This window comes from Streptomyces sp. NPDC090083 (assembly GCF_044747445.1).
Lineage (GTDB): Bacteria > Actinomycetota > Actinomycetes > Streptomycetales > Streptomycetaceae > Streptomyces.
This window is the reverse complement of sequence record NZ_JBIVED010000009.1, coordinates 20,665-40,408: the sequence shown is the minus strand read 5'-3', so window position 1 is coordinate 40,408 and position 19,744 is coordinate 20,665. Positions and strand designations below refer to the sequence as shown.

At 72.1% G+C, this 19,744-nt stretch carries 19 protein-coding genes and 1 pseudogene; 12 read left to right on the top strand and 8 right to left on the bottom strand.

The features are described from left to right. Nucleotides 1-25 precede the first annotated feature (25 nt). From ACIPTO_RS28765 to ACIPTO_RS28735, 7 genes are all read left to right on the top strand, one after another. The gene (locus ACIPTO_RS28765; protein ID WP_401196859.1) at nt 26-1,150 is read left to right on the top strand and encodes an FAD-dependent monooxygenase; all 1,125 of its coding nucleotides are present in this window, start codon (nt 26-28) and stop codon (nt 1,148-1,150) included. After that, a complete protein-coding gene (locus tag ACIPTO_RS28760) occupies nt 1,147-2,154 on the top strand; it encodes an amidohydrolase family protein (protein WP_401196856.1) in 1,008 nt (335 codons plus the stop codon). The genes ACIPTO_RS28765 and ACIPTO_RS28760 overlap by 4 nt, the downstream gene beginning before the upstream one ends. After that, entirely contained in the window at nt 2,151-3,128 is a 978-nt protein-coding gene (locus tag ACIPTO_RS28755) for a cyclase family protein (RefSeq protein WP_366320131.1), read from the top strand. The genes ACIPTO_RS28760 and ACIPTO_RS28755 overlap by 4 nt, the downstream gene beginning before the upstream one ends. An 8-nt stretch (nt 3,129-3,136) precedes the next feature. Next, nucleotides 3,137-4,543, top strand: coding sequence for an FAD-binding oxidoreductase (locus ACIPTO_RS28750; RefSeq protein WP_401196854.1), 1,407 nt, complete (start codon nt 3,137-3,139; stop codon nt 4,541-4,543). Nucleotides 4,544-4,546: 3 nt separating this feature from the next. Further along, nucleotides 4,547-5,503, top strand: coding sequence for a fumarylacetoacetate hydrolase family protein (locus tag ACIPTO_RS28745; RefSeq protein ID WP_401196852.1), 957 nt, complete (start codon nt 4,547-4,549; stop codon nt 5,501-5,503). A 167-nt stretch (nt 5,504-5,670) separates the two neighbouring features. After that, nucleotides 5,671-6,651: a LysR family transcriptional regulator gene (locus ACIPTO_RS28740; RefSeq protein WP_401196849.1), complete on the top strand. Its 981-nt coding sequence runs from the start codon at nt 5,671-5,673 to the stop codon at nt 6,649-6,651. Nucleotides 6,652-6,691: 40 nt separating this feature from the next. After that, nucleotides 6,692-7,462: an SDR family NAD(P)-dependent oxidoreductase gene (locus tag ACIPTO_RS28735; RefSeq protein WP_401196847.1), complete on the top strand. Its 771-nt coding sequence runs from the start codon at nt 6,692-6,694 to the stop codon at nt 7,460-7,462. Between the two features lie 49 nt (nt 7,463-7,511). Here ACIPTO_RS28735 and ACIPTO_RS28730 read toward each other — a convergent pair whose 3' ends face one another. Beyond that, complete coding sequence (locus ACIPTO_RS28730) at nt 7,512-8,477, bottom strand: zinc-binding dehydrogenase (RefSeq protein ID WP_401196844.1); 966 nt, start codon at nt 8,475-8,477, stop codon at nt 7,512-7,514. 107 nt (nt 8,478-8,584) lie between these two features. Between ACIPTO_RS28730 and ACIPTO_RS28725 the strand changes: the two genes are divergently transcribed. Then, a complete protein-coding gene (locus ACIPTO_RS28725; RefSeq protein WP_401196842.1) occupies nt 8,585-9,067 on the top strand; it encodes a MarR family winged helix-turn-helix transcriptional regulator in 483 nt (160 codons plus the stop codon). A gap of 9 nt (nt 9,068-9,076) precedes the next feature. Here the strand turns inward: ACIPTO_RS28725 and ACIPTO_RS28720 are convergent, their stop codons facing one another. Beyond that, nucleotides 9,077-10,036: an NAD(P)-dependent alcohol dehydrogenase gene (locus ACIPTO_RS28720; RefSeq protein ID WP_401196839.1), complete on the bottom strand. Its 960-nt coding sequence runs from the start codon at nt 10,034-10,036 to the stop codon at nt 9,077-9,079. Nucleotides 10,037-10,168: 132 nt separating this feature from the next. Here ACIPTO_RS28720 and ACIPTO_RS28715 point away from each other — a divergent pair, with 132 nt between their 5' ends. Further along, nucleotides 10,169-11,032, top strand: a complete 864-nt coding sequence (locus ACIPTO_RS28715; RefSeq protein ID WP_401196836.1) for a helix-turn-helix transcriptional regulator — start codon at nt 10,169-10,171, stop codon at nt 11,030-11,032. An 81-nt stretch (nt 11,033-11,113) separates the two neighbouring features. Here ACIPTO_RS28715 and ACIPTO_RS28710 read toward each other — a convergent pair whose 3' ends face one another. The 6 genes from ACIPTO_RS28710 to ACIPTO_RS28685 all read right to left on the bottom strand — a co-directional run bounded on the left by ACIPTO_RS28710 (nt 11,114) and on the right by ACIPTO_RS28685 (nt 16,343). Further along, the gene (locus ACIPTO_RS28710; RefSeq protein ID WP_401196833.1) at nt 11,114-12,370 is read right to left on the bottom strand and encodes an RNA polymerase sigma factor; all 1,257 of its coding nucleotides are present in this window, start codon (nt 12,368-12,370) and stop codon (nt 11,114-11,116) included. Beyond that, nucleotides 12,367-12,708, bottom strand: coding sequence for a YciI family protein (locus ACIPTO_RS28705; protein ID WP_401196831.1), 342 nt, complete (start codon nt 12,706-12,708; stop codon nt 12,367-12,369). Before ACIPTO_RS28705 ends, ACIPTO_RS28710 begins: the two co-directional genes overlap by 4 nt. Beyond that, nucleotides 12,705-13,442, bottom strand: a complete 738-nt coding sequence (locus ACIPTO_RS28700) for a nuclear transport factor 2 family protein (RefSeq protein ID WP_401196828.1) — start codon at nt 13,440-13,442, stop codon at nt 12,705-12,707. The genes ACIPTO_RS28705 and ACIPTO_RS28700 overlap by 4 nt, the downstream gene beginning before the upstream one ends. A gap of 166 nt (nt 13,443-13,608) precedes the next feature. Continuing rightward, nucleotides 13,609-15,123, bottom strand: coding sequence for an MFS transporter (locus tag ACIPTO_RS28695; protein WP_401196826.1), 1,515 nt, complete (start codon nt 15,121-15,123; stop codon nt 13,609-13,611). 29 nt (nt 15,124-15,152) lie between these two features. Then, nucleotides 15,153-15,566, bottom strand: coding sequence for a VOC family protein (locus ACIPTO_RS28690; RefSeq protein ID WP_366320157.1), 414 nt, complete (start codon nt 15,564-15,566; stop codon nt 15,153-15,155). A gap of 6 nt (nt 15,567-15,572) precedes the next feature. Further along, a complete protein-coding gene (locus ACIPTO_RS28685; RefSeq protein ID WP_401196822.1) occupies nt 15,573-16,343 on the bottom strand; it encodes an SDR family NAD(P)-dependent oxidoreductase in 771 nt (256 codons plus the stop codon). A gap of 167 nt (nt 16,344-16,510) precedes the next feature. Here ACIPTO_RS28685 and ACIPTO_RS28680 point away from each other — a divergent pair, with 167 nt between their 5' ends. The 3 genes and pseudogenes from ACIPTO_RS28680 to ACIPTO_RS28670 all read left to right on the top strand — a co-directional run. After that, nucleotides 16,511-17,338: a class I SAM-dependent methyltransferase gene (locus ACIPTO_RS28680; RefSeq protein WP_401196820.1), complete on the top strand. Its 828-nt coding sequence runs from the start codon at nt 16,511-16,513 to the stop codon at nt 17,336-17,338. Between the two features lie 288 nt (nt 17,339-17,626). Further along, a complete protein-coding gene (gene rho, locus ACIPTO_RS28675; protein WP_401196818.1) occupies nt 17,627-18,766 on the top strand; it encodes a transcription termination factor Rho in 1,140 nt (379 codons plus the stop codon). A gap of 114 nt (nt 18,767-18,880) precedes the next feature. Continuing rightward, nucleotides 18,881-19,690, top strand: a pseudogene (locus ACIPTO_RS28670) (D-alanyl-D-alanine carboxypeptidase family protein); the annotation flags it as partial. Nucleotides 19,691-19,744 lie beyond the last annotated feature (54 nt).

The following is a 19,744-nucleotide window of genomic DNA, read 5'->3' as shown; positions in this document are numbered from 1 at the left end:
TCTTCTACGTTCGCAAGGATCGCCCATGCCCGTACACAAGGTGCTCGTCGTCGGCGGCGGCATCACCGGAAGCGTGCTGTGCCTCGCGCTCGCCCAGCGTGGCGTCGAGGTGGAACTCGCCGAGATCTCTCCGCAGTGGTTCGGTGTGGGCCATGGCATCACCCTTCAGGGCAACGCGCTCAAGGCGCTGCGTTCCGTGGGGGTGTTGGACCGGGTGCTGGCCCGTGCGGTGCCGTTCGACCTCATGCGGCTGCGCCGCGCCGACGGCGGCCTCCTCACCGAGTTGCCCACCCCGCACACCGGCGGTCCCGAACTCCCCGCCACGGCAGGCGCGTTGCGCTCGGACTTGCAGGACGCGCTGTGCGCGGCGGTGCGCGCGCACGGGGTGCGGGTCCGCCTCGGGCTGAGCGTCGGGCGGCTCGACCAGTCGCCGGACCAGGTGGACGTGGTCTTCACGGACGGGTCGACCAGCCGCTACGACCTCGTCGTGGGCGCCGACGGCATCAACTCGGCGCTGCGCGCGCTGATCGGCATCGACGCCGAGCCCCGCCCGGTCGGCATGTCGATCTTCCGGGTCGTCGCACAGCGCCCGGCCGAGATGGACTGCGCCGAGGTGTACTACGGCGGCCCCCGCTTCAAGGCCGGCTACAGCCCGATCTCCCCCGAACTGTGCTACGCCTACCTCCTCGACGAGAACCTCGACGCCTCCCTGATCGGCCCACGCGCCCCGCTCGGTCTGCTGCGCGAACGCGGTGCCGGGTACGGCGGGACCTGGGGCAGCATTCTCGCCCGGCTCCCCGACGACACGGCCGTCGACTACCGCTGGATCGAGGCGATCCTCGTCGACGGACCCTGGCACCGCGGCCGGGCGATGGTCATCGGCGACGCGGCGCACGCCTGCCCGCCGCTGATCGCGCAGGGCGCCGCGATGTGCATGGAGGACGCCGTGCTGCTCGCGGAGCTGGTGACGACGGACGAGCCGACCGAGAAGGCCCTGGACCACTTCATGGACCGGCGCCTGCCCCGGGTCCGGATGGTGCTGGAGAACTCCCTCCGGCTCGCCGACTGGGAGATCCACCCGGACACCCCCGGCGCCGACCCGGCCCGGATCATGTCGGAGACCCTGGACACCCTGACGGCGGCGGCGTGAGCGGCTCGCCCGTGGTCGACTTCCACGGCCACCTCGCCGTCCCCGCCGCCGACGCCCTGGTCGCGGGCACCCCGGGTCTCGCCGCCGAACTCGCGGCCGAGCAGCGCGCCCACTCCCCCGCGTCCCTGACCGCCAACCGGGCCCAACTCCAGCGCCTGGCGCAGAGGTTGACGGATGTCACCACACGCCTCGCGGACCTCGACGCGATGGGCGTCGACATCCAGGTGGTCGGCCCGATGCCGATGCACCACTACTGGGCGGACCCCGACCTCGCGATCCGACTCGCCCGCACCGTCAACACGTCCGTGGCCGACCACTGCGCCACCGCACCCGGCCGCCTGTACGGCCTGGGCACCGTTCCGCTCCAACACCCTGACCTGGCGGTCGCGTTGCTCGACCAGGCGGTCAACGACCACGGCCTGTACGGCATCAGCGTCTCCACGACGGTCGACGGCCGTGAACTGGCCGACCCCGCGCACGACACGGTGTGGCAACGGGCGGAGGAGCTGGGCGCGGTCGTCTTCGTGCACCCCTGGGGCTGCTCCCTCGGCGAGCGTCTGGCCACCCACTACCTGGGGAACACGGTCGGTCAGCCGGTCGAGACGACGGTCGCGCTCTCGCATGTCATCTTCACCGGCGTCCTCGACCGCTTCCCGCGGCTGAAGCTGGTGGCGGCGCACGGCGGCGGCTATCTGCCGACGTACATCGGCCGCTCCGACCACGCCTGGCGGGTGCGGGAGGACGCGCACGGCTGCGCCGAGCCACCGAGCGCGTATCTGCGGCGGCTGTGGTTCGACGCGCTGGTCTACACGCCGGGCGCGCTGCGGCACCTCGTGGAGGCGGTGGGCGCGGACCGGGTCGTCCTCGGCACCGACCATCCCTTCGACATGGGTGTCGACGACCCGGTGGCCCGGCTGGACGCGGCCGGGCTCGCTCCGGCCGACCGGGCCGCCGTCGCCGGGGGCAACGCCCTCGACCTGCTCCTGAAAGGACGTACCCGATGACCGCCGCCGACCTCGGTCCGATCGAGGAAGAACTCGCCAAGGCCCGTGCCGCCTACCGCAATTGGGGCCGTTGGGGTGAGGACGACGTGCTCGGCACGCTGAACTTCATCGACGACGCGATCCGCGCCCACGCGGTGGGCCTGGTGCGGCGTGGCCGGGCCTTCTCGCTCGCCCAGGAGTTCAACGAGTCCGGACCGCAGCGCGGGTTCCGCGGGCGCATCAACCCGGTGCACTACATGAAGGACACCGGTTCCGACGCGGCGGCCGGCACCCAGGGCTTCCCGCACGGCTTCGGCGGCGCCGACGACCATGTCGTGATGCCGCTGCAGGCCTCCACGCAGTGGGACGGTCTTGGCCACATCTACGACAACAAGCAGGCGTGGAACGGCCGCCCGTGCACCATCGTCAACGGCGACGGCGACTCGGTCACCGGCATCGAGCACATGCGGGAGGCCTTCACCGGCCGCGGGGTGCTGCTCGACGTGGGCCGCGCGGTCGGCGACGAGCACGGTGAACTCCCGGACGGCTTCCCCGTCCTGGAGGAGCATCTCCGCGCCACGATCGAGGCACAGGGCGCGACCAGTTCCGTCCGGCGCGGAGATCTGGTCCTGATCCGCACCGGCCAACTGGGCCGCGTCCGACGGCTCGGCGCCTGGGGCGGCTACGCCGCCGGTGACGCGCCCGGTCTCTCCTTCACCACCCTCGGCTGGCTGCACCGCACGGAGATCGCGGCGATCGCCTCGGACACCTGGGGCCTTGAGGTACGGCCGTACGAGTTCCCGCAGCCCGCGATGTCCCCGCTGCACCAGATAGCGATCCCCAACATGGGCCTCCCGCTGGGCGAGATGTGGGACCTGGAGGCGCTGGCCGAGGACTGCGCGGCCGACGGTGTCTTCGAGTTCCTGCTGGTCGCCGCACCGATCCCGGTGACCGGCGCGGTGGGCGCCCCCGTCAACCCGATCGCGGTCAAGTGAGGACGCGCGTGACGGCATCCGAGCGGGGGACGACTCCCGGACCCGCGTGGGGCGACCGCTTCGCCGGCACCCTCCACCTGCCCGGTGACGAGGACTTCGGGACGGCGTGCTTCGGCCGGGTCTTCAACGCTCGCCGTCCGACGGACCGTTCACCGGCGGCCGTGCTGAATGCCGCGTCGGAGCGGGACGTCGTCGAAGGGGTACGGCTCGCCCTGGAGCGGGGCTGGCAGGTCGCCGTCCGCTCCGGCGGGCACAGCTGGGCCGCCTGGTCGGTGCGCGAGGACGCGCTGCTGATCGACCTCGGGAACTTCCGCGAGATGGCCTACGACCCGGCGACCGGGATCGTGACGGCGACGCCCAGTGTGAAAGGAGGTGACGAACTCAACCCGTATCTCGGCGGGTTCGGGCGCTTCTTCAACGGCGGGCACTGCCCCTCGGTCGGCATCGGCGGCTTTCTGCTGCAGGGCGGGCAGGGATGGAACGCGCGCGGCTGGGGCTGGGCGGCGGAGAACATCGTGGCCATCGATGTCGTCACCGCCGAGGGCGAGTCGGTGCGCGCCGACGAGACCCGGCACAGCGACCTGTTCTGGGCGGCACGCGGCGCGGGACCGGGCTTCTTCGGCATCGTCACCCGCTTCCACCTCCGCACACGCCCGCTGCCGCGGCACCTGGGCCACACCGTGCACGCCTATCCGCTCGACCTGTTCGACGAGGTCATGACCTGGCTGCACGGCATGCACCACACCGTCTCCGACCTGGTCGAGATCGTCGCGCTCACCCAGACCCCGCCCGACCGGGACGAGCCGGTCCTCCTGGTCACGGGCGTGTCGATGACCGACACCGCCGAGCAGGCCGCCCAGGCGCTGGCTCCGCTGCACGCCAACCCGTACGCGGACCGGGCGCTGTTCCGCGTGGAGGCCCAACGGACCACATTCGCCGAGCAGTTGGCGGGTCAGCGCACCGCCAACCCCGAGGGTCACCGCTATCTGGTCGACAACGCGTGGCTGTCCGGCCCCGCCGACGCGGTCGTCCCGGCGATCCGCAGGGCGTTCACCGAGCAGCCCACCAGGCAGACCTTCACCATCTGGTTCTCGATGGCCCCGCTGCGCCGGCTCCCGGACATGGCCTTCTCGTTGCAGTCGGAGATCTACTGCGCCACGTACGTCGTCCACGACGACCCGGCACGCGACGCAGAGCTGCGCGGCTGGCTGGACGGGGCGATGGCGGACATGGCGCCGGTGACCGCGGGCCAGTACCTCGGCGACTCGGACTTCACCGTGCGGCAGTTGAGGTTCATGGGCGACGAACAGTGGCGTCGGCTCAGGGAGATCCGGGCCGCCTACGACCCCGAGGGCCTCTTCGCCGGCCATCTGAGCGCCGGGACCGTCACCAACACCAACCCCTGGGAGCAGTGAGCGATGCGTTTCGCGACATACGAGCACGAGGGCGTGGAGCGCGCCGGGGTCGTCCGCGACGGGACGGTCCATCCGCTGCCCGAGGGCATCACCGTACTGACCCTGCTGGAGCAGGACGTGCTGCACGCGGCCGGCGCCGAAGCGCTGCGCGCCGCAAGCGACTTGACGGTGGATCAGGTGAGGTTGCTGCCTCCGCTCCGGCCGCCGTCCGTCCGGGACTTCGTCGGGTTCGAGGCGCACATCGAGGGGGTGTCGAAGTCCCTGGACGGGCTGGAGCACGTGCCCGAGGAGTGGTACCGGGCGCCCAACTTCTACTTCACCAACCCGCACGCGGGCTACGGCGCGCACGACGACGTGCCGGTCCCGGCGGGCTGTTCGGTGCTGGACTTCGAGCTGGAGGTCGGCGCGGTCGTCGGCCGCGGCGGACGGGACCTCACGCCCGAGCGGGCGCGCGAACACATCGCCGGTTACCTCGTCTTCAACGACTGGTCGGCGCGCGATCTGCAGAAGCCGGAGAAGAACCTCGGCCTCGGCTTCTCCAAGGGCAAGGACTTCGCGAACACGCTGGGCCCCTGTCTGGTGACCACCGACGAGGTCGAGGACCGGCGCGACCCCGACGGCTTCCTCGACTTGGAGATGACGGTCACCCTCAACGGTGAACTGATCGGCCGCGACACCCTCGCCAACGTCTCCTGGACCTTCGAGGAGATGATCGCCTACGCCTCCCGGGACGCCTGGGTGCGCCCCGGCGACATCCTCGGCTCGGGCACCTGCGGCTGGGGTGCGCTGGCCGAGTTCTGGGGCCGGGTCGGCGAGCGCACCCCGCCGCCGCTGCGGCCGGGCGACGAGGTGACGCTCGCGGTGGAGCGCCTGGGCACCCTCTCCAACCGGATCGTGCCCGGCCGCCGGGACGCGTATCTGCCGCGCGCCCGCAAACGCGGCCGGACCCCGCGGCCGTAGATCCGGCGAAGACCGCTCCAAGACCGCTCCGACCTGCACACATCCGGGGATCCGATGGCTGCTATCGGATCCCTGTGAGTTGCCGCCCGGCCCCTTCCTCGGTGGGAACCCGGTCGTTACGCTCGCGTTTCACCGAGCTTCAACGACGCGGCCGGAGGAACACGCGCATGGGTCTGGGAGCGATCGACCTGAATCTTCTGGTGGCGCTGGAAGCCCTCCTGGAGGAGAAGAACGTCACCCACGCGGGGGTGCGGCTGTCCACCAGCCAGTCCGCGATGAGCGGCTCCCTGGCCCGGCTGCGGCGGCACTTCAACGACGAGCTGCTGGTGCGGGTGGGCCGCGAGTACGAACTGACGCCGCTGGCCGAGCGGTTGCTGCCGGTCGTCCAGTCCTCCCTGCACAAGGCGGAGGAGGCGCTGTCGCTGACCCGGCACTTCGATCCGGCGCGCAGTCGCCAGCGGTTCTCGGTGGTGATGTCCGACTACGTGATGACGGTGTTCGTGGAGCCGCTGCTGCGGGCTCTCGCGCAGGAGGCGCCGGGCATCCGGATCGACTTCCATCCCATCGTCACCGGGCAGTTGGAGACCGAGACCCATCTGCGCTGCCACGACCTGATGATCGTGCCGCTCGGCTATCAGCTGCCGGGGGTGAGCGAGGCCGTGATGCACGACCGGTTCGTGTGCCTCGTCGACCCGGACAACCCGCGCCTCGTGGACGGACGGCTCTCGCTGCGCGACCTCGCCGAGATGCCCCACGCGGCCTGCGCGGTCGGCAAACTCACGCCCGCGGACCGGCAGTTGGAGACCCTCGGCATCACCCCCCGGGTGCAGGTCAGCACGCCCGGCTTCAACGTGCTGCCGTTCCTGGTGAGCGGCACCGACCTGGTCGCCGTGGTCCCGGAGCGGCTCGCCCGGCGCTACGAGGGTTTCGCGCGCTGCGCCGTCGTACCGACGCCCTTCCCCGACGTACCGCTGGTGGAGGCCATGTACTGGCACCACAACCGGCACTCCGATCCGGCGCACCGCTGGTTGCGGGAGACGGTCCGCGCGGTGAGCGGGGCGCTGGACGATCCGGTGGTGCGGGAGATCGCCGGGGCGGATGCCACCCATGCCGATCGCGCGTTTCCGGAGCTGACCGCGGCTTCCTAGCGTGGACGTGACATCGCCGTCCGCGTCCCTGGAGGAAGCCGTGAGCCGCACGCGTCTTGCCGGTCGTACCGTCGTCGTCACAGGGGCCGCGCAGGGCCAGGGAGCCGCCGAGGTCGCGGCCGCCGCCCGGGAGGGGGCGGCGGTGGTCGCGACCGACGTCCTGGACGAGGCGGGCGAGAAGCTCGCCTCGGCCCTGCGCGGCGACGGCCTCGACGTCCGCTACCGGCACCTGGACGTGGCGTCGCCGGACGACTGGACGGCTCTCGCGGCGACGCTGACCGAGGTGCACGGGCTCGTCAACAACGCCGGAATCGCCGTGCGCGCCCGCCTCGGCGCGGTCGAACTGGCCGACTGGAACCGGGCGTTCGCGGTCAACACGACCGGCGCGCTGCTCGGCATCCAGGCGCTCGGCCCGCTGATGCCGGCCGGTTCGTCGATCGTGAACGTCGGGTCGGTCGCGGGCCTCACGGCGCATCACGCGGTCGCGTACACGGCCAGCAAGTGGGCGTTGCGCGGCCTGTCGAAGGTGGCCGCGCTGGAGCTGGCCCCGCGCGGGATCCGGACGAACGTGATCCATCCCGGCTACATCGAGACCCCGTTGATGGCGTCCGCGAACCCGGTGTTCGTACAGGCCCATCTGTCGCTGACCCCGCAGGGCAGGCCGGGCACGGTCGACGAGGTGGCGCCGCTGGTCGTGTATCTGCTGTCGGACGAGGCGTCCTACGTCAACGGCGCGGAGATCACGGTCGACGGCGGTTACGCGGCGCACGGCGGGGTGAAGGCGATCACGAACGCGCTCGACGCCGTGTGACGACGGGGACGGACTGCCGGGGCGGGGCCTTGCTGGACGGGGTGTCCCGTCAGGGTACGAGGACGGTGCGGACGCCGGGGGTCTCGGGAGCGTTCCACGCGGTCTCGACGTCGGCGAGGGGGACCGTCCGTGCGGTGACGGCGAGGCCGCCGCTCCCGATCTCGTCGATCAGGGACGGGAGTTCCTCCAGATACGTCCTGGTGGACACGGCGCCCTGGCCGTTGCCCTGGAGGCGGAGGTTCGCCGAACGCAGTGCCACCGACGGGAGTTCGATGGTGGGTCCCGCCATGGCGCCGATCTGGATCCAGTTCAGCGCGCGGCTGCGGTCGGCGCGGGCGCGGAGCAGGGCCATGATCGCGTCGCCCGCGGGTTTGCCCCACAGGTAGTCGATGACCAGGTCGACTTCGGCGGCTTCCTTGGCCAGGGCCGTCGCGGTGGCTTCGGCGTCGTCGGTGAGCGCGACGGTCGCGTCCGCGCCGAGTCCGTCGAGGGTCGCCAGCCGGGCCCGGTCGCGTCCGGCGCCGACGATCCGTCCGGCGCCGAGCCGTTTGGCGACCTGGACGGCCATCTGTCCGGCGTTGCCGGTGGCGCCGAGGATGAGCACCGATTGCCCGGCCTCAAGGGGGACGCGGCGGCGCAGCGCGACCCAGGAGGACATGGCGGGGTTCATCGCGGCGGCGATCTTCACGATGTCGGTGCCGTCCGGGAGCGGGACGCTGCGGCGGCTGTCGATGACGGTGCGGGTGGCCATCGGGCCGACGAGGTCGTCGTCGGCGACGAAGTACACCAGCCGGCCGTCCGCGCGCCGGCCGACGCCGTCCACTCCGGGGACCAGGGGCAGCCTGCCGGTGCTGGTGTAGTGGTTGCCCGCCGCGCCGGAGCGCACGCGGGGGTGCAGGCCGACGGCGAGGACGTCGACGAGGGCCTGGTCCTCGTCGGAGGGCGCGGGCAGGTCGAAGGGCTCGTAGCGGGGCGGGGCGTCGTACGAGCTGACGACCGCGGCGTGGATGTCCATGGCTGCTCTCCTGACCCGGGAGTTTTAGTGGGTGCCACGAACGTTTTAGTACGTGACACCAATCAAAGTAGTAGGTGCCACGTACCTTTGCAAGTAGGATCCGGGGCATGACCTCATCGCCCGACACCCCGGCCCCTCCGATCGAGGACCTCGGCCTGGTCGACGCCCTCGCGCAGCTGTCGTTCCTGGTGCAGAACACGCTGGCCGACATCGCCGGGGAGCACGACCTGTCGCTCACCCAGACCCGGCTGCTCGGGATCCTGCGGGACCGGGAGCCGACGATGAACGAACTGGGCCGTCACCTCGGTCTCGACAAGTCCTCCGTCACGGGCCTCGTCGACCGCGCCCAGCGCCGGGGCCTGGTCACCCGCACGCCCAGCACCGTCGACCGCCGCTCGTTCCAGGTGTCGATCACCGACGCCGGACGCGCGATCGTGGCCGAGGTCGGCACACGCTTCGCCGAGCGCATCGAGAGCTGCGCCGCCCCGCTGGCCGAGGCGGACCGCACACGCCTGTCCCGCCTGGCGACCCGGCTGGTGACCGCCGACGCCCAGGAGCGCGGCATCGACCTGCGCACCACCCCCCGCTGACCGCACCTGTCAGAGGGAGCCGCGCGGCACCGTCACCACGTGCTTGCCCACCACACCACCGCGCTCGAACGCCCGGTGCGCCGCCGCGATGTCCGCGAGCGGGTACACGCCGTCGATCACCGGACGCAGCGCGCCCGAGGCGACACGGTCGGCCACGTCGCGCAGCACGGGCGTCCCGGGGTTGGCGCTGAAGGTGCGGACGCGGCGCGAGCCGTGCACGCTCGACGCGGCGATCACGGCGAGGGCCGACGGGGACAGGCCCACGGTGACCATCCGGCCGCCCTTCGCCAACCGGGCACGGTAGCTGGGCAGTTGCGTGCCCACGGTGTCGACGATGACGTCGAACGGGCCGATGCGGTCCGACGTAGTGGAGCCGTAGTCCAGGACCTCGTCGGCGCCGAGACCGGTCAGGACCTCCGCGTGCCGGTCTCGGGCCAGCGCGGTCACCCGGCCGCCCATCGCGTGCGCCAACTGCACGGCGGCCGTGCCGACTCCGCCCGCCGCGCCCCGGACCAGGACCCTCTCGCCGGGCGCCAGGCGCACGCTGTCGCGCAGCGCGATGAGCGCCGTGGAACCCGCGACCACCAGCGAGGCCGCCTCGCCCGACGAGAGCTCCGCCGGGGCGTGCGAGAGCCGCTCCGCGGGGACCACGACGTACTCGGCCGCCCCGGCGACCGAGTGCCGCTGCCGGGGGTGCACCATGCCCCACACCCGGTCGCCGGTCCGGTAGGCGTCGACACCGGTGCCGGTCGCGGCGACGACGCCCGCGAAGTCCAGCCCCGCGCCGATCGGGAACCGGCGCCCCGACACCAGCTTCAACTCCCCCGCGCGGACGCGGACATCGTGCCCGTTCACGCTGGTCGCCTCGACGGACACCAGGACCTCGCCGGCGCCGGGAGCGGGACGGTCCACGTCGTTGATCCGCAGTACGTCCGCCGTGCCGTAACCGGTGAGCTGAACGGCCTTCATGTCGCTGTCCTTCCGTGGCCTGTCGTGCGGTCGGTCCGATGCTGGACCCCGCACGCGCCCCCACGGTCGTTCTCCTCTTCCTGGGTCCGGCAGACCCACCCTCGTGCGCCGCGCCGACGGCATACTGACGCCGTGACCGACTCCTCCCCCGCCATCAGCGCCGACCCCCGACGCGAACTCGCCGATTTCCTGCGCACCCGCCGGACCCGGCTGCGCCCCGAGGACGTCGGCCTGGAGCCCGGTCCGAGGCGGCGCGTCGCGGGACTGCGGCGCGAGGAGCTGGCCCTGCTGGCGGGTGTCAGCACGGACTACTACCAGCGCATGGAGCAGGGCCGGGACGTACGCCCGTCCGACCAGGTCCTGGACGCCCTCGCGCGCGCCCTCGGCTTCTCCGCCGAGGAGACCCGCCACCTGCACGGCCTCGCCGCCGCCGCGCGCCACCCGGTCCACCTGCCGCGTACCTACGAGCCGGAGGAGGTTCCGGACACCACCCTGCGGCTGCTGCGCGACATGACCTCGCCCGCACTGGTCCTCGGCCGGTTCCTGGACGTGCTGGCCTGGAACCCGCTCGGTGGCGCCCTGCTGGGGGAGTTCGCCCGGCAGCCCCAGCGGGAGCGGAACCTGCTCGCCCTGTTCCTGGGCCCCGAGGCCGACCGCGCGTGCCCGAACCGGGCGGCCACCGTCGCGGAGCTGATCGGCATGCTGCGGACCCAGGTCGCCGCCGATCCGGGGCACCCGCGCGCCGTTGAGCTGGTCGGTGAACTCGCCGTCGGCAGCGACGAGTTCGCGGCCCTGTGGGCCCTGCACGACGTGGTGGAACCGACCCGCGGGACGCTGCGCCTCGATCATCCCCGGGTCGGCGAACTGACCCTGGACTGGGACGCCTACCCGATACCGGGCAACCCCGGTCCCGTCCTCATGGTCTGCACGGCGGCCGAGGGCGGCCGTGACGCCGAACGGCTCCGGCTCCTCGCGGACCTGCTCGACGTCCGCTGAGGACGACCTCACGGAAGTACACGGGCGGTCCTCCGAACCCCGGGTGCGGCGGGCCGTGTCCACCCCGCGGGCGAACCGCGCCTACCCGGACCGGCACTCCGCGAGCCGCCGCTCCAGGAACCTGCGCTCCGCCGCGTTCTCCACCAGTTCCAGGGCGCGTTCGTAGGCGAGCGCCGCCTCCGCCGTACGGCCGCCGCGGCGCAGCAGATCGGCGCGGGTCGCGGGCAGCAGGTGGTAGTCGGCCAGTTCGCCCGAGCGCTCCAGCCCGGCCACCAACTCCAGCCCCGCGTCCGGGTGATGGGCCATGCCCACGGCGACCGCCCGGTTCAGGCGCACCACGGCCGACGGCACGAAGCGCTCCAACTCGCCGTACAGGGCGGCGATGTCGGCCCAGTCGGTCTCCTCGGCGGTGCGCGCGGTGGTGTGGCAGGCGGCGATGGCCGCCTGGATCTGGTAGGGCCCGGGGCGGCCCCGGCGCAGCGCTGTCTCCACCAGCGCGGCGCCCTCGTCGACTTCGGCCCGGTCCCACACCGTACGGTCCTGGTCCTCCAGGGTCACCAGCTCCCCCGCCGCGTCCACGCGGGTGTCCCGCCGGGCGTCGTGCAGCAGCAACAGGGCGAGCAGGCCGAGGACTTCGGCCTCGTCAGGCATCAGGTGGGCGAGGACACGGGCCAGGCGGATCGCCTCCGCGCACAGGTTCGTCCGCACCAACTCGGCGCCGGACGTGGCCGCGTAGCCCTCGTTGAAGAGGAGGTAGACCACGCCCAGGACGCCCGTCGTGCGCTCGGGCAGCAGATGCGCGGGCGGCACCCGGTACGGGATACCGGCGTTGCGGATCTTCTTCTTCGCCCGGACGAGCCGTTGCGCCATGGTCGCCTCGGGGACGAGGAAGGCGCGGGCGATCTCGGCGGTGGTCAGACCGGCGAGCGTCCGCAGGGTCAGGGCGACCCGGGCCTCGATGGGCAGCGCGGGGTGGCAGCAGGTGAAGACCAGCCGCAGCCGGTCGTCCGCGACGCCGCTGTCGTCGCCGTCGTACTCCGGGTCGTAGGGTCCCTCGTCCCGCCCCAGCACCGCGACCTCCCGCAGTTTCGCCGCTCCGACCGCCTCCCGGCGCAGGACGTCGAGGGCGCGGTTGCGGGCGGTCGTCGTCAGCCAGGCGCCGGGGCGGCGCGGGACGCCGTCGCGCCGCCACCGGTCGAGTGCCTGGGCGAAGGCGTCCTGCGCGCACTCCTCCGCGAGGTCCCAGTCGCCGGTCACCCTGATCAGGGTGGCGACGACCTGGCCCCACTCCGCACGGAACGCGGCGGCGACCGCGCCCTCGACGTCCGGCACGCTCACTCCCAGACCGGCCGTACCTCGACCGAGCCGCCGCCGAGCGCCGCGGGGTGCCGGGCGGCCAGTGAGATCGCCTCGTCGAGGTCGGCGACCTCGATGATGTCGATCCCGGCGACGTACTCCTTGGACTCGACGAACGGCCCGTCGCTGAGCAGGACTTCGTCGCCCTGGACGCGCACGGTGGTGGCGTCGGTGGACGGCCGCAGCCGGGCGCCGCCGCGCATCAGGCCGCGGTCGCGGACCTCGTCGATGTACGAGGTGAAACGGGGATCGCGGGCGATCTCCTCGGGGGCGAGTTCCTCGCCGCCGACGGGGGTGCAGACGAGCAGCGCGTACTTCATGATCCCTCCTCGTCCCGCACGGCCGCGACCGAGACGTGCTCGTGGACGATCTGCCAGCGCAGGCCAGCGTTGCGGTAGCCGGTGGTCACGCGCAGGACGTCGTCCAGCGGCTCGCCTCCGGCCAGGGTGCCGCGCAGCCGGACGAGGGCGTTGCCGAAGGCGATGGACTCGTCGACGCGGACGCGGAACTCCAGCACCTCGCGGATCACCGGTCCCGTGACGCTCGCGAGAACGCCCTCCATGGCCTTGCGGAAGGCGTCGATGCCGTGTGCTTCCAGGCCGGTGGTGAAGTGGAAGGCCTCCACGTCGGGCGCGTAGCAGGCGACGACGCGGTCGATGTCCCGTGCGCGGACGGCGGCGGTCAGCTCGGCGTCGAGCGCGCGGATCTCGGGCTCGCCCTCCTCCTCGTCGTCCATCGGCCAGAAGGGGCGGACCTCCATGGCGCCGGCGGTGGCCACGGGGTGCCGGGCGGCGGCCTCGACGGCCTCCTCCAGGGTGTCGCACTCAAGGATGTCGTAGCCGGCGACGTACTCCTTGGTCTCCGCGAACGGCCCGTCGGTGCGCAGCACCTCACCGCCGCGCACCCGCACGGTCACGGCATCGGCAGGCCTCGCGAGGCGGTGCCCGTGCAGCCGTACGTTCCGGTCGCCCAGGTCCTCCACCCACGGTTCCACGGGTGTCATCCCGGAGTCGTCGGCGGTGTCGTCGCCACACACCAGCAGCATGTATTTCATGGGTCCTCCCGGTCCTCGATGAGCTTCCTACACCCCACCGACGAACGCGACCGAGCCGGATCGACAGCCGGCGGAAACAAAATTCGGCCGGATCGGCGCCCCTCCCCGGGAACACGGAGAGGCCGGGGCGCCGGCCCCGGCCTCTCCCCCGCTCACCGCCCGCCCGTCACGCGGTGGCGGCCTGCACCGACGGCTCGCCCGCCCCCACCGTCGCGCGCTCGGTGTTCTTGCGCACCAGCAGCAGCGTGACCACCGCGCCCAGCAGGGAGGCGCAGCCGCAGATCACCACGCCGACGGCCATGCCGTGGCCGAGGGCGGTCTGCGCGGCGGCTTTGGCCTGGGCGCTGCCCGCGTTGACGACGGCCAGCGGACCGGCCGCCTTCTCCATGCCCGCGTCGGCCCCGCTGAGCTTTCCGACCAGGGCGGAGGAGGCGAGGCTCATCGCGACCGTGGAGATCACGGCCGGGCCGAGCCCCTGCCCGAACTCGCGGACCAGGCTGGTCGCGCCGCTGGCCATGCCGGTCATGTTGATCGGTACCGCGTTCACGGCGGCGGAGGTCAGCGAGGACACCACGCAGATGAAGCCGATGCCGAGCAGCAGCACCGGGCCGAGGAAGGCCGCGGGGGAGGTGGTGGTGATGGGCAGTGCGGCGATCCAGAACTGTCCCGCGGCCATGGGCAGCAGGCCGCCCATCAGCAGCCAGCGGGCGTCGACCCGCGTCAGCATCCGGCTGAGCACCGGCGCGAGCAGCAGCGGGATCAGCTGCAGGATCACGAAGGGCATTCCGGCCCGCAGCGCGCTCAGGTGCATGACCGCGCCGAGCCGGATCGAGACGCAGTACGCCGTGCCGATGAAGCCGAACATGCCGGCCAGCGCGACGACGGCCGCCGCCGCGAAGGACGGGATCCTCAGCAGGTCGAGGTTGAACATCGGGGAGGCCGCGCGGGTCTCCGCGACGACGAATCCGGTGAGCGCGACGGCCGCCAGGGCCAGTGAGCCGACGATCGCCGCGCTGCCCCAGCCGCGGTCGCCGCCCTCGATGACGCCCCAGAGCAGGGCGGTCAGGCCGACGGCGATGGTGATCTGGCCCGGCCAGTCGAGCGCGCGGCCCTCGGGTGCCTTGGAGTCGGTGACGAGCTTCCAGGAGGTGCCCGCGACGGCGAGACCGAGGACGACCGGTGGGACGAACGCCCAGCGGAAGTCGGCGACCGTGGCGAGGATCCCGGAGGACAGCGGGCCGAGGGCGGAGGCCAGCGAGATCGACAGCGCCCAGGTGGAGACCGCCTTCGCCCGGTCCTTGCCGTCCGGTGTGGCCGCCGCGATGACCGCGAGGGAGCTGGGGAAGAGCGCGGCGGCGCCGATGCCGGCGAGCGCCTGCCCGGTCCACATCATGGTGATGTTCTGCGAGGTGGAGTTGAGGAGTTCACCGAGCGCCAGGACGAGCCCGCCGAGCACCAGCAGCCGCTTGCGGCCGAAGAGATCGCCGACCACGCCGAAGTTCAGTTCCAGAATGGCGGTGGGGAGAATGAACGCGGAGGTGACCCAGGCGACCTGGGAACCCGATGCGCCGAATGCGGCCTGAATTTCTCCGTTGATGGGCGAGGGAACCGTAATGCACAACTGTGCCGCCGCGACCGCGAGACAGCACGCTATGAGCGTTCCGGGGTCCAGTCTTTTCAAGGAGGTCGAATCCGTCATCGTGCGTGCCCTCACTCTGCGTTTTTCTCTATGAGTTCGATGAGATTTCCCTCGGGGTCACTGACCCAGGCCATCCGCACTCCCGGTTCGGGAGACGGCCCGGGTGCCATGACCTCACCCGCTCCCTGGGCCAGCAACGCGCCGTGGAGGGGGTCGAGTTCGGGGGTGGTGACCGCGAAGTGCCCGTATCCCTCGGTGAGGGCGGCGGTCAGCGGGTCCGGCGCGCGCAGGCCGGGCGCGGAACCGGGTCTGGCGAGCAGCTCGATGCGCCAGCCCCGCGGATGCTCCAGGACGACACCGCGCAGACCGGGCCCTTCGAGATGGAACTCGAAGACGGTCCGCAGCCCGAACGCGCTCTGGTACCAGGCGAGTTGGGTCGCGAGATCGCGTACGTTGAGGCCCACGTGGTCGAGTCGGGCGGTCACGGCGGCTCAGCCGGCCATCGCGCTGTCGCCGCCGTCGACCATGAGGGTGGCGCCGTTGACGAAGGCCGCCTCGTCGGAGCAGAGGAAGGCGGCGGCCCGCGCGATGTCCTCGGGCTGCCCCACCCGCCCGGCCGGGATGCGCGCCTCCAGCCGCGCCCTGGGTCCGTCGGGATCGTCGAGGAAGGGCGCGGTGGCGGAGGTGCGGGTCATGCCGGGCGCGATGGTGTTGACCCGGATGCGGTGCGGTGCGCCGGCCGCGCACAGGTGCAGGCTCATCGCCAACACCCCGCCCTTGGCGGCCCCGTGGGGCACCATGGGCAGGAACGGCGCTCCCCGCACGGCGGCCACGGACGCCACGTTGAGCACGGCCCCGCCACCCCGCGCGATCAGGTGCGGCCAGGCCGCCTGGGTGCAGAAGTAGGGGATGTCCAGCTCGTTCCTGAGGGTGAAGTACCAGTCCTCGGCGGGCATCGTCGCGAACGGCCCGTTCCGCAGCGCCGAGGCGTTGTTGTAGAGGATGTCGATCCCGCCGAAGGCCGCGGTCCCGGCCGCGATCCACTCCTCGGCGCCACCTCGGGTCGACAGGTCGACGGGAGCCAGGGACCGCATCGTTCCGCCGGCCTTTTCGACGAGTTCCACGGTTTCCGCCGCACTGTCCTCGTCAATGTCGCAGCCGAAGACTTCGGCGCCCTCCGCCGCGAATACCAGCGCCGCGGCCCGCCCGATTCCAGCCCCCGTTCCACTGATGAAAGCGATTTTCCCGGCCAGTCGACCCATGATTGCCAAGTCCCTTGTCCCGTGCCGCCGTGGTGCGGTGGTGGCAGCGTAGGTACGGCCATTGACGAGAACAAGAAATGGGTCGGCGAAGGGCCATCGGGGGTTCGTATGGCTGGTATGAGGCGCGCAGCCGGGAACAACTCACCGCTTCGCGGAAGGATGTCCCCATGAGCACCGACGACCCCGCACGGCTGATGCGCGCCAACCAGGCCAACTGGGACGCCCGCACCCCCGTCCACCTCGCCAGCCGCTTCTACGGCCTCGACGGCGACCCGGATCCGGAGCGCTGGTTCGCCGCCTTCGAGTGGGACGACCTCGGCGACCTCGCCGGCCGGGACGTCCTGCACCTCCAGTGCCATCTCGGCACCGAGACCCTCGCGTTCGCCCGGCGGGGGGCGCGTGCCACGGGCCTCGACTTCTCCGAGGCGTCCGTGACGGCCGCGAAGGGCATCGCGGCGAAGGCGGGCCTGGACGTCGGCTACGTACAGGCGAACGTGTACGACGCCGTGGAGGCCCTGGGGCAACGACAGTTCGACGTCGTGTACACCGGCAAAGGCGCCCTGTGCTACCTGCCCGACCTCCCGCGCTGGGCGGGCACCGTCGCGCAACTCCTGCGCCCGGGCGGCCTGCTGTACCTCGTCGAGTTCCATCCCCTGCTCAACTCGCTCGGCCCGAAGCCGGCTCCGGACGAAGGACCCGAACTGCTCCTGCGCCACGACTACCTCGGCGGCGGAGGCCCGGTCCACCGGGACGCGACGTTCACGTACACCGACGGACCGGCCGTGACCGGGGCGACCGACAGCTACGAGTGGATGCACGGAATAGACGAGGTCGTCAACGCGTTGACGACTGCGGGACTGAACATCCGGCGCCTTCGCGAGAGCGACGAACTGCCCTGGCCGCGCTGGCCGCGGATGGCCCGCACCGAGACCGGCTGGTGGCGCCTGCCGGAGCCGAGGATCCCCCTGCTCTACGGCCTCCTGGCGAGCCGCTGAGCCGCACCTCACACCCGGACCGCAGCGGGGTGTGCTACGGTGCGGTCAGCACTTGTGTACGCCCCGTTCCGGGCGCCGGTGCAGATCTCATTCTCCTTTCGCCGCACGGCCCGTCTATTCCGACCGGCACACCGGCTTCTCCACACCACGTCGTGACCGGCGTTCTCACCGCCGTGTCCGAGGTGATGTTCCCCGCCGCACCGAGGAGCGCTCGACCGCCCTCCACCCGCGGCTTCTCCCCCTTCCTTCCGCATGACACATGCGTCCGTCCTTGAAAGGACCACCCTCATGACCACCACACTCGAACCCCCCGTACAGGAACAGCCCCGCATCCGGACCGCCACCGGTATCCTCGACATCGACGGCAACGGGAAGGGGCACCTGCGGGCGCTGAACTGCCAGCCCGCACCCACCGACCTCCAGGTCTCCCCCGCGCTGATCCGCCGTCACGGCCTGCGCAAGGGCGACCTCCTGGAAGGCGTCCACGGCGGGCAGCGCGCCCTGACCGAGGTCGCGTTCGTCAACGGGCACACGCCCGGCGAACTCCGCGGCCGACGCCACTTCCGTGACCTGACCCCGCTGCACCCGCGTGAGCGGCTGCACCTCGAACACCCGGCGGCCGGCCTGACCGGACGCGTCGCCGACCTGATCGCCCCCGTCGGCAAGGGGCAGCGCGGGCTGATCGTGGCCCCGCCCAAGACCGGCAAGACCGTACTGCTCCAGCAGATCGCGGCCGCCGTCGCCGGCAACCACCCCAAGGCCCGCCTCATGGTCGTCCTGCTCGACGAACGCCCCGAGGAGGTCACCGACATGCGGCGCTCCGTGCGCGGCGAGGTGTACGCCTCCACCTTCGACAAGGCACCCAAGCAGCACATCGCGCTGGCCGAGCTGGTGATCGAGCGGGCCAAGCGGCTCGTCGAGGCCGGCGAGGACGTGGTGATCCTCCTCGACTCGCTGACCCGTCTGTGCCGGGCCCACAACAACGCGGCCGCGTCCGGTGGCCGCACCCTCAGCGGTGGCGTCGACGCTACCGCCCTGATCGGTCCGAAGAAGTTCTTCGGCGCCGCCCGCCTGGCCGAGGAGGGCGGCTCGCTCACCATCCTCGCCACCGCGCTGGTAGAGACCGGCTCCCTCGCCGACAACGTCTACTTCGAGGAGCTCAAGAGCACCGGCAACATGGAGCTCCGCCTCAGCCGCGACCTGGCCACCCGCCGTGTGTTCCCGGCCGTCGAGATCGCCCCGTCCGGCACCCGCCGCGAGGAACTCCTCCTCACCCGGGCCGAGTTGACGGCGGTACGGGGTCTGCGCCGGGCCCTCCAGTCGAGGGACGGCCAGGGAAGCACGGAAACCCTGCTGGAGCGCCTGAGGAACACCCCGGACAACGCGACGTTCCTGCGCCAGATCCAGCCCACCCTGCCCGCGGACTGACCCGGGCTCATGCCGGCCGCCGACCAGGAGGAGCGCTAGCGCATCCGAGTGCTGACGACTCCCGCACGGCCCCGCCAGCACCCTCGACGGCGACTCCGTTCCTACGTTTGCGGTATGACAATCGGACTCCCATCCCGGATCACCGTGTCGGCCTGCGCCCTCTGCCTCACGGGCGTCCTCGCGCTCACCCCCACCGCGGCGGCCCACACCGGGTCGGATCCCGGCACAGGCACACCTCCACCCGCCCTCCTGAACTCACCGGACACCCAGGTCAGACCCCACCCGGGCGCCCCCGGCGTCCCCGACGTCTCCGCCCTCTCCTGGCTGGTGGCGGACGCCAGGACCGGCGAGGTCCTCGCCGCCCACGACGCACACCGCAGACTCCCGCCCGCCAGCACCCTGAAGACCCTGTTCGCCCTGACCGTCCTCCCGGTCCTCCCCGGAGGAATCCAGCACCGCGTCAGCGAACGGGACCTGGCCGGCATCGGCGAGGGCAGCAGTCTGGTCGGGGTCGAGAAAGGCCACACCTACCGCGTCGCCGACCTGTGGCGCGGCGTCTTCCTCAACTCCGGCAACGACGCCGTCCACGTCCTCGCGGCCCTCAACGGCGGCTGGCGGACCACGGCCACCCGGATGCAGGCCAAGGCCCGCTCCCTGGGCGCCCTCGACACGCACGTCGTCTCACCGGACGGCTACGACACCGACGGCCAGGTGTCCTCCGCCTACGACCTCGCGGTGTTCGGCCGCGCCGGACTGCGCAACGCGGACTTCGCGCGGTACTGCTCCACGGCCGAGGCGCAGTTCCCGGGCGAGGGATCGTCGTACGGCATCCAGAACACCAACCGGCTGCTGACCGGCAACGACGGTGTCGAGCGGTATCCGGGGATCATCGGGGTGAAGAACGGCTACACCACGCACGCCGGCAACACGCTGGTCGCGGCGGCGCGCCGGGACGGGCGGTCGCTCGTCGTCACGCTG

What these genes read in the sequence shown, in the direction of transcription:
- ACIPTO_RS28685 (WP_401196822.1), bottom strand. Translation starts at nt 16,343, where the DNA reads ATGGGTCGACTGGCCGGGAAAATCGCTTTCATCAGTGGAACGGGGGCT.
- ACIPTO_RS28680 (WP_401196820.1), top strand. Translation starts at nt 16,511, where the DNA reads ATGAGCACCGACGACCCCGCACGGCTGATGCGCGCCAACCAGGCCAAC.
- ACIPTO_RS28740 (WP_401196849.1), top strand. Translation starts at nt 5,671, where the DNA reads ATGGGTCTGGGAGCGATCGACCTGAATCTTCTGGTGGCGCTGGAAGCC.
- ACIPTO_RS28745 (WP_401196852.1), top strand. Translation starts at nt 4,547, where the DNA reads ATGCGTTTCGCGACATACGAGCACGAGGGCGTGGAGCGCGCCGGGGTC.
- ACIPTO_RS28730 (WP_401196844.1), bottom strand. Translation starts at nt 8,477, where the DNA reads ATGGACATCCACGCCGCGGTCGTCAGCTCGTACGACGCCCCGCCCCGC.
- ACIPTO_RS28755 (WP_366320131.1), top strand. Translation starts at nt 2,151, where the DNA reads ATGACCGCCGCCGACCTCGGTCCGATCGAGGAAGAACTCGCCAAGGCC.
- ACIPTO_RS28700 (WP_401196828.1), bottom strand. Translation starts at nt 13,442, where the DNA reads ATGAAATACATGCTGCTGGTGTGTGGCGACGACACCGCCGACGACTCC.
- ACIPTO_RS28720 (WP_401196839.1), bottom strand. Translation starts at nt 10,036, where the DNA reads ATGAAGGCCGTTCAGCTCACCGGTTACGGCACGGCGGACGTACTGCGG.
- ACIPTO_RS28765 (WP_401196859.1), top strand. Translation starts at nt 26, where the DNA reads ATGCCCGTACACAAGGTGCTCGTCGTCGGCGGCGGCATCACCGGAAGC.
- ACIPTO_RS28705 (WP_401196831.1), bottom strand. Translation starts at nt 12,708, where the DNA reads ATGAAGTACGCGCTGCTCGTCTGCACCCCCGTCGGCGGCGAGGAACTC.
- ACIPTO_RS28725 (WP_401196842.1), top strand. Translation starts at nt 8,585, where the DNA reads ATGACCTCATCGCCCGACACCCCGGCCCCTCCGATCGAGGACCTCGGC.
- rho (WP_401196818.1), top strand. Translation starts at nt 17,627, where the DNA reads ATGACCACCACACTCGAACCCCCCGTACAGGAACAGCCCCGCATCCGG.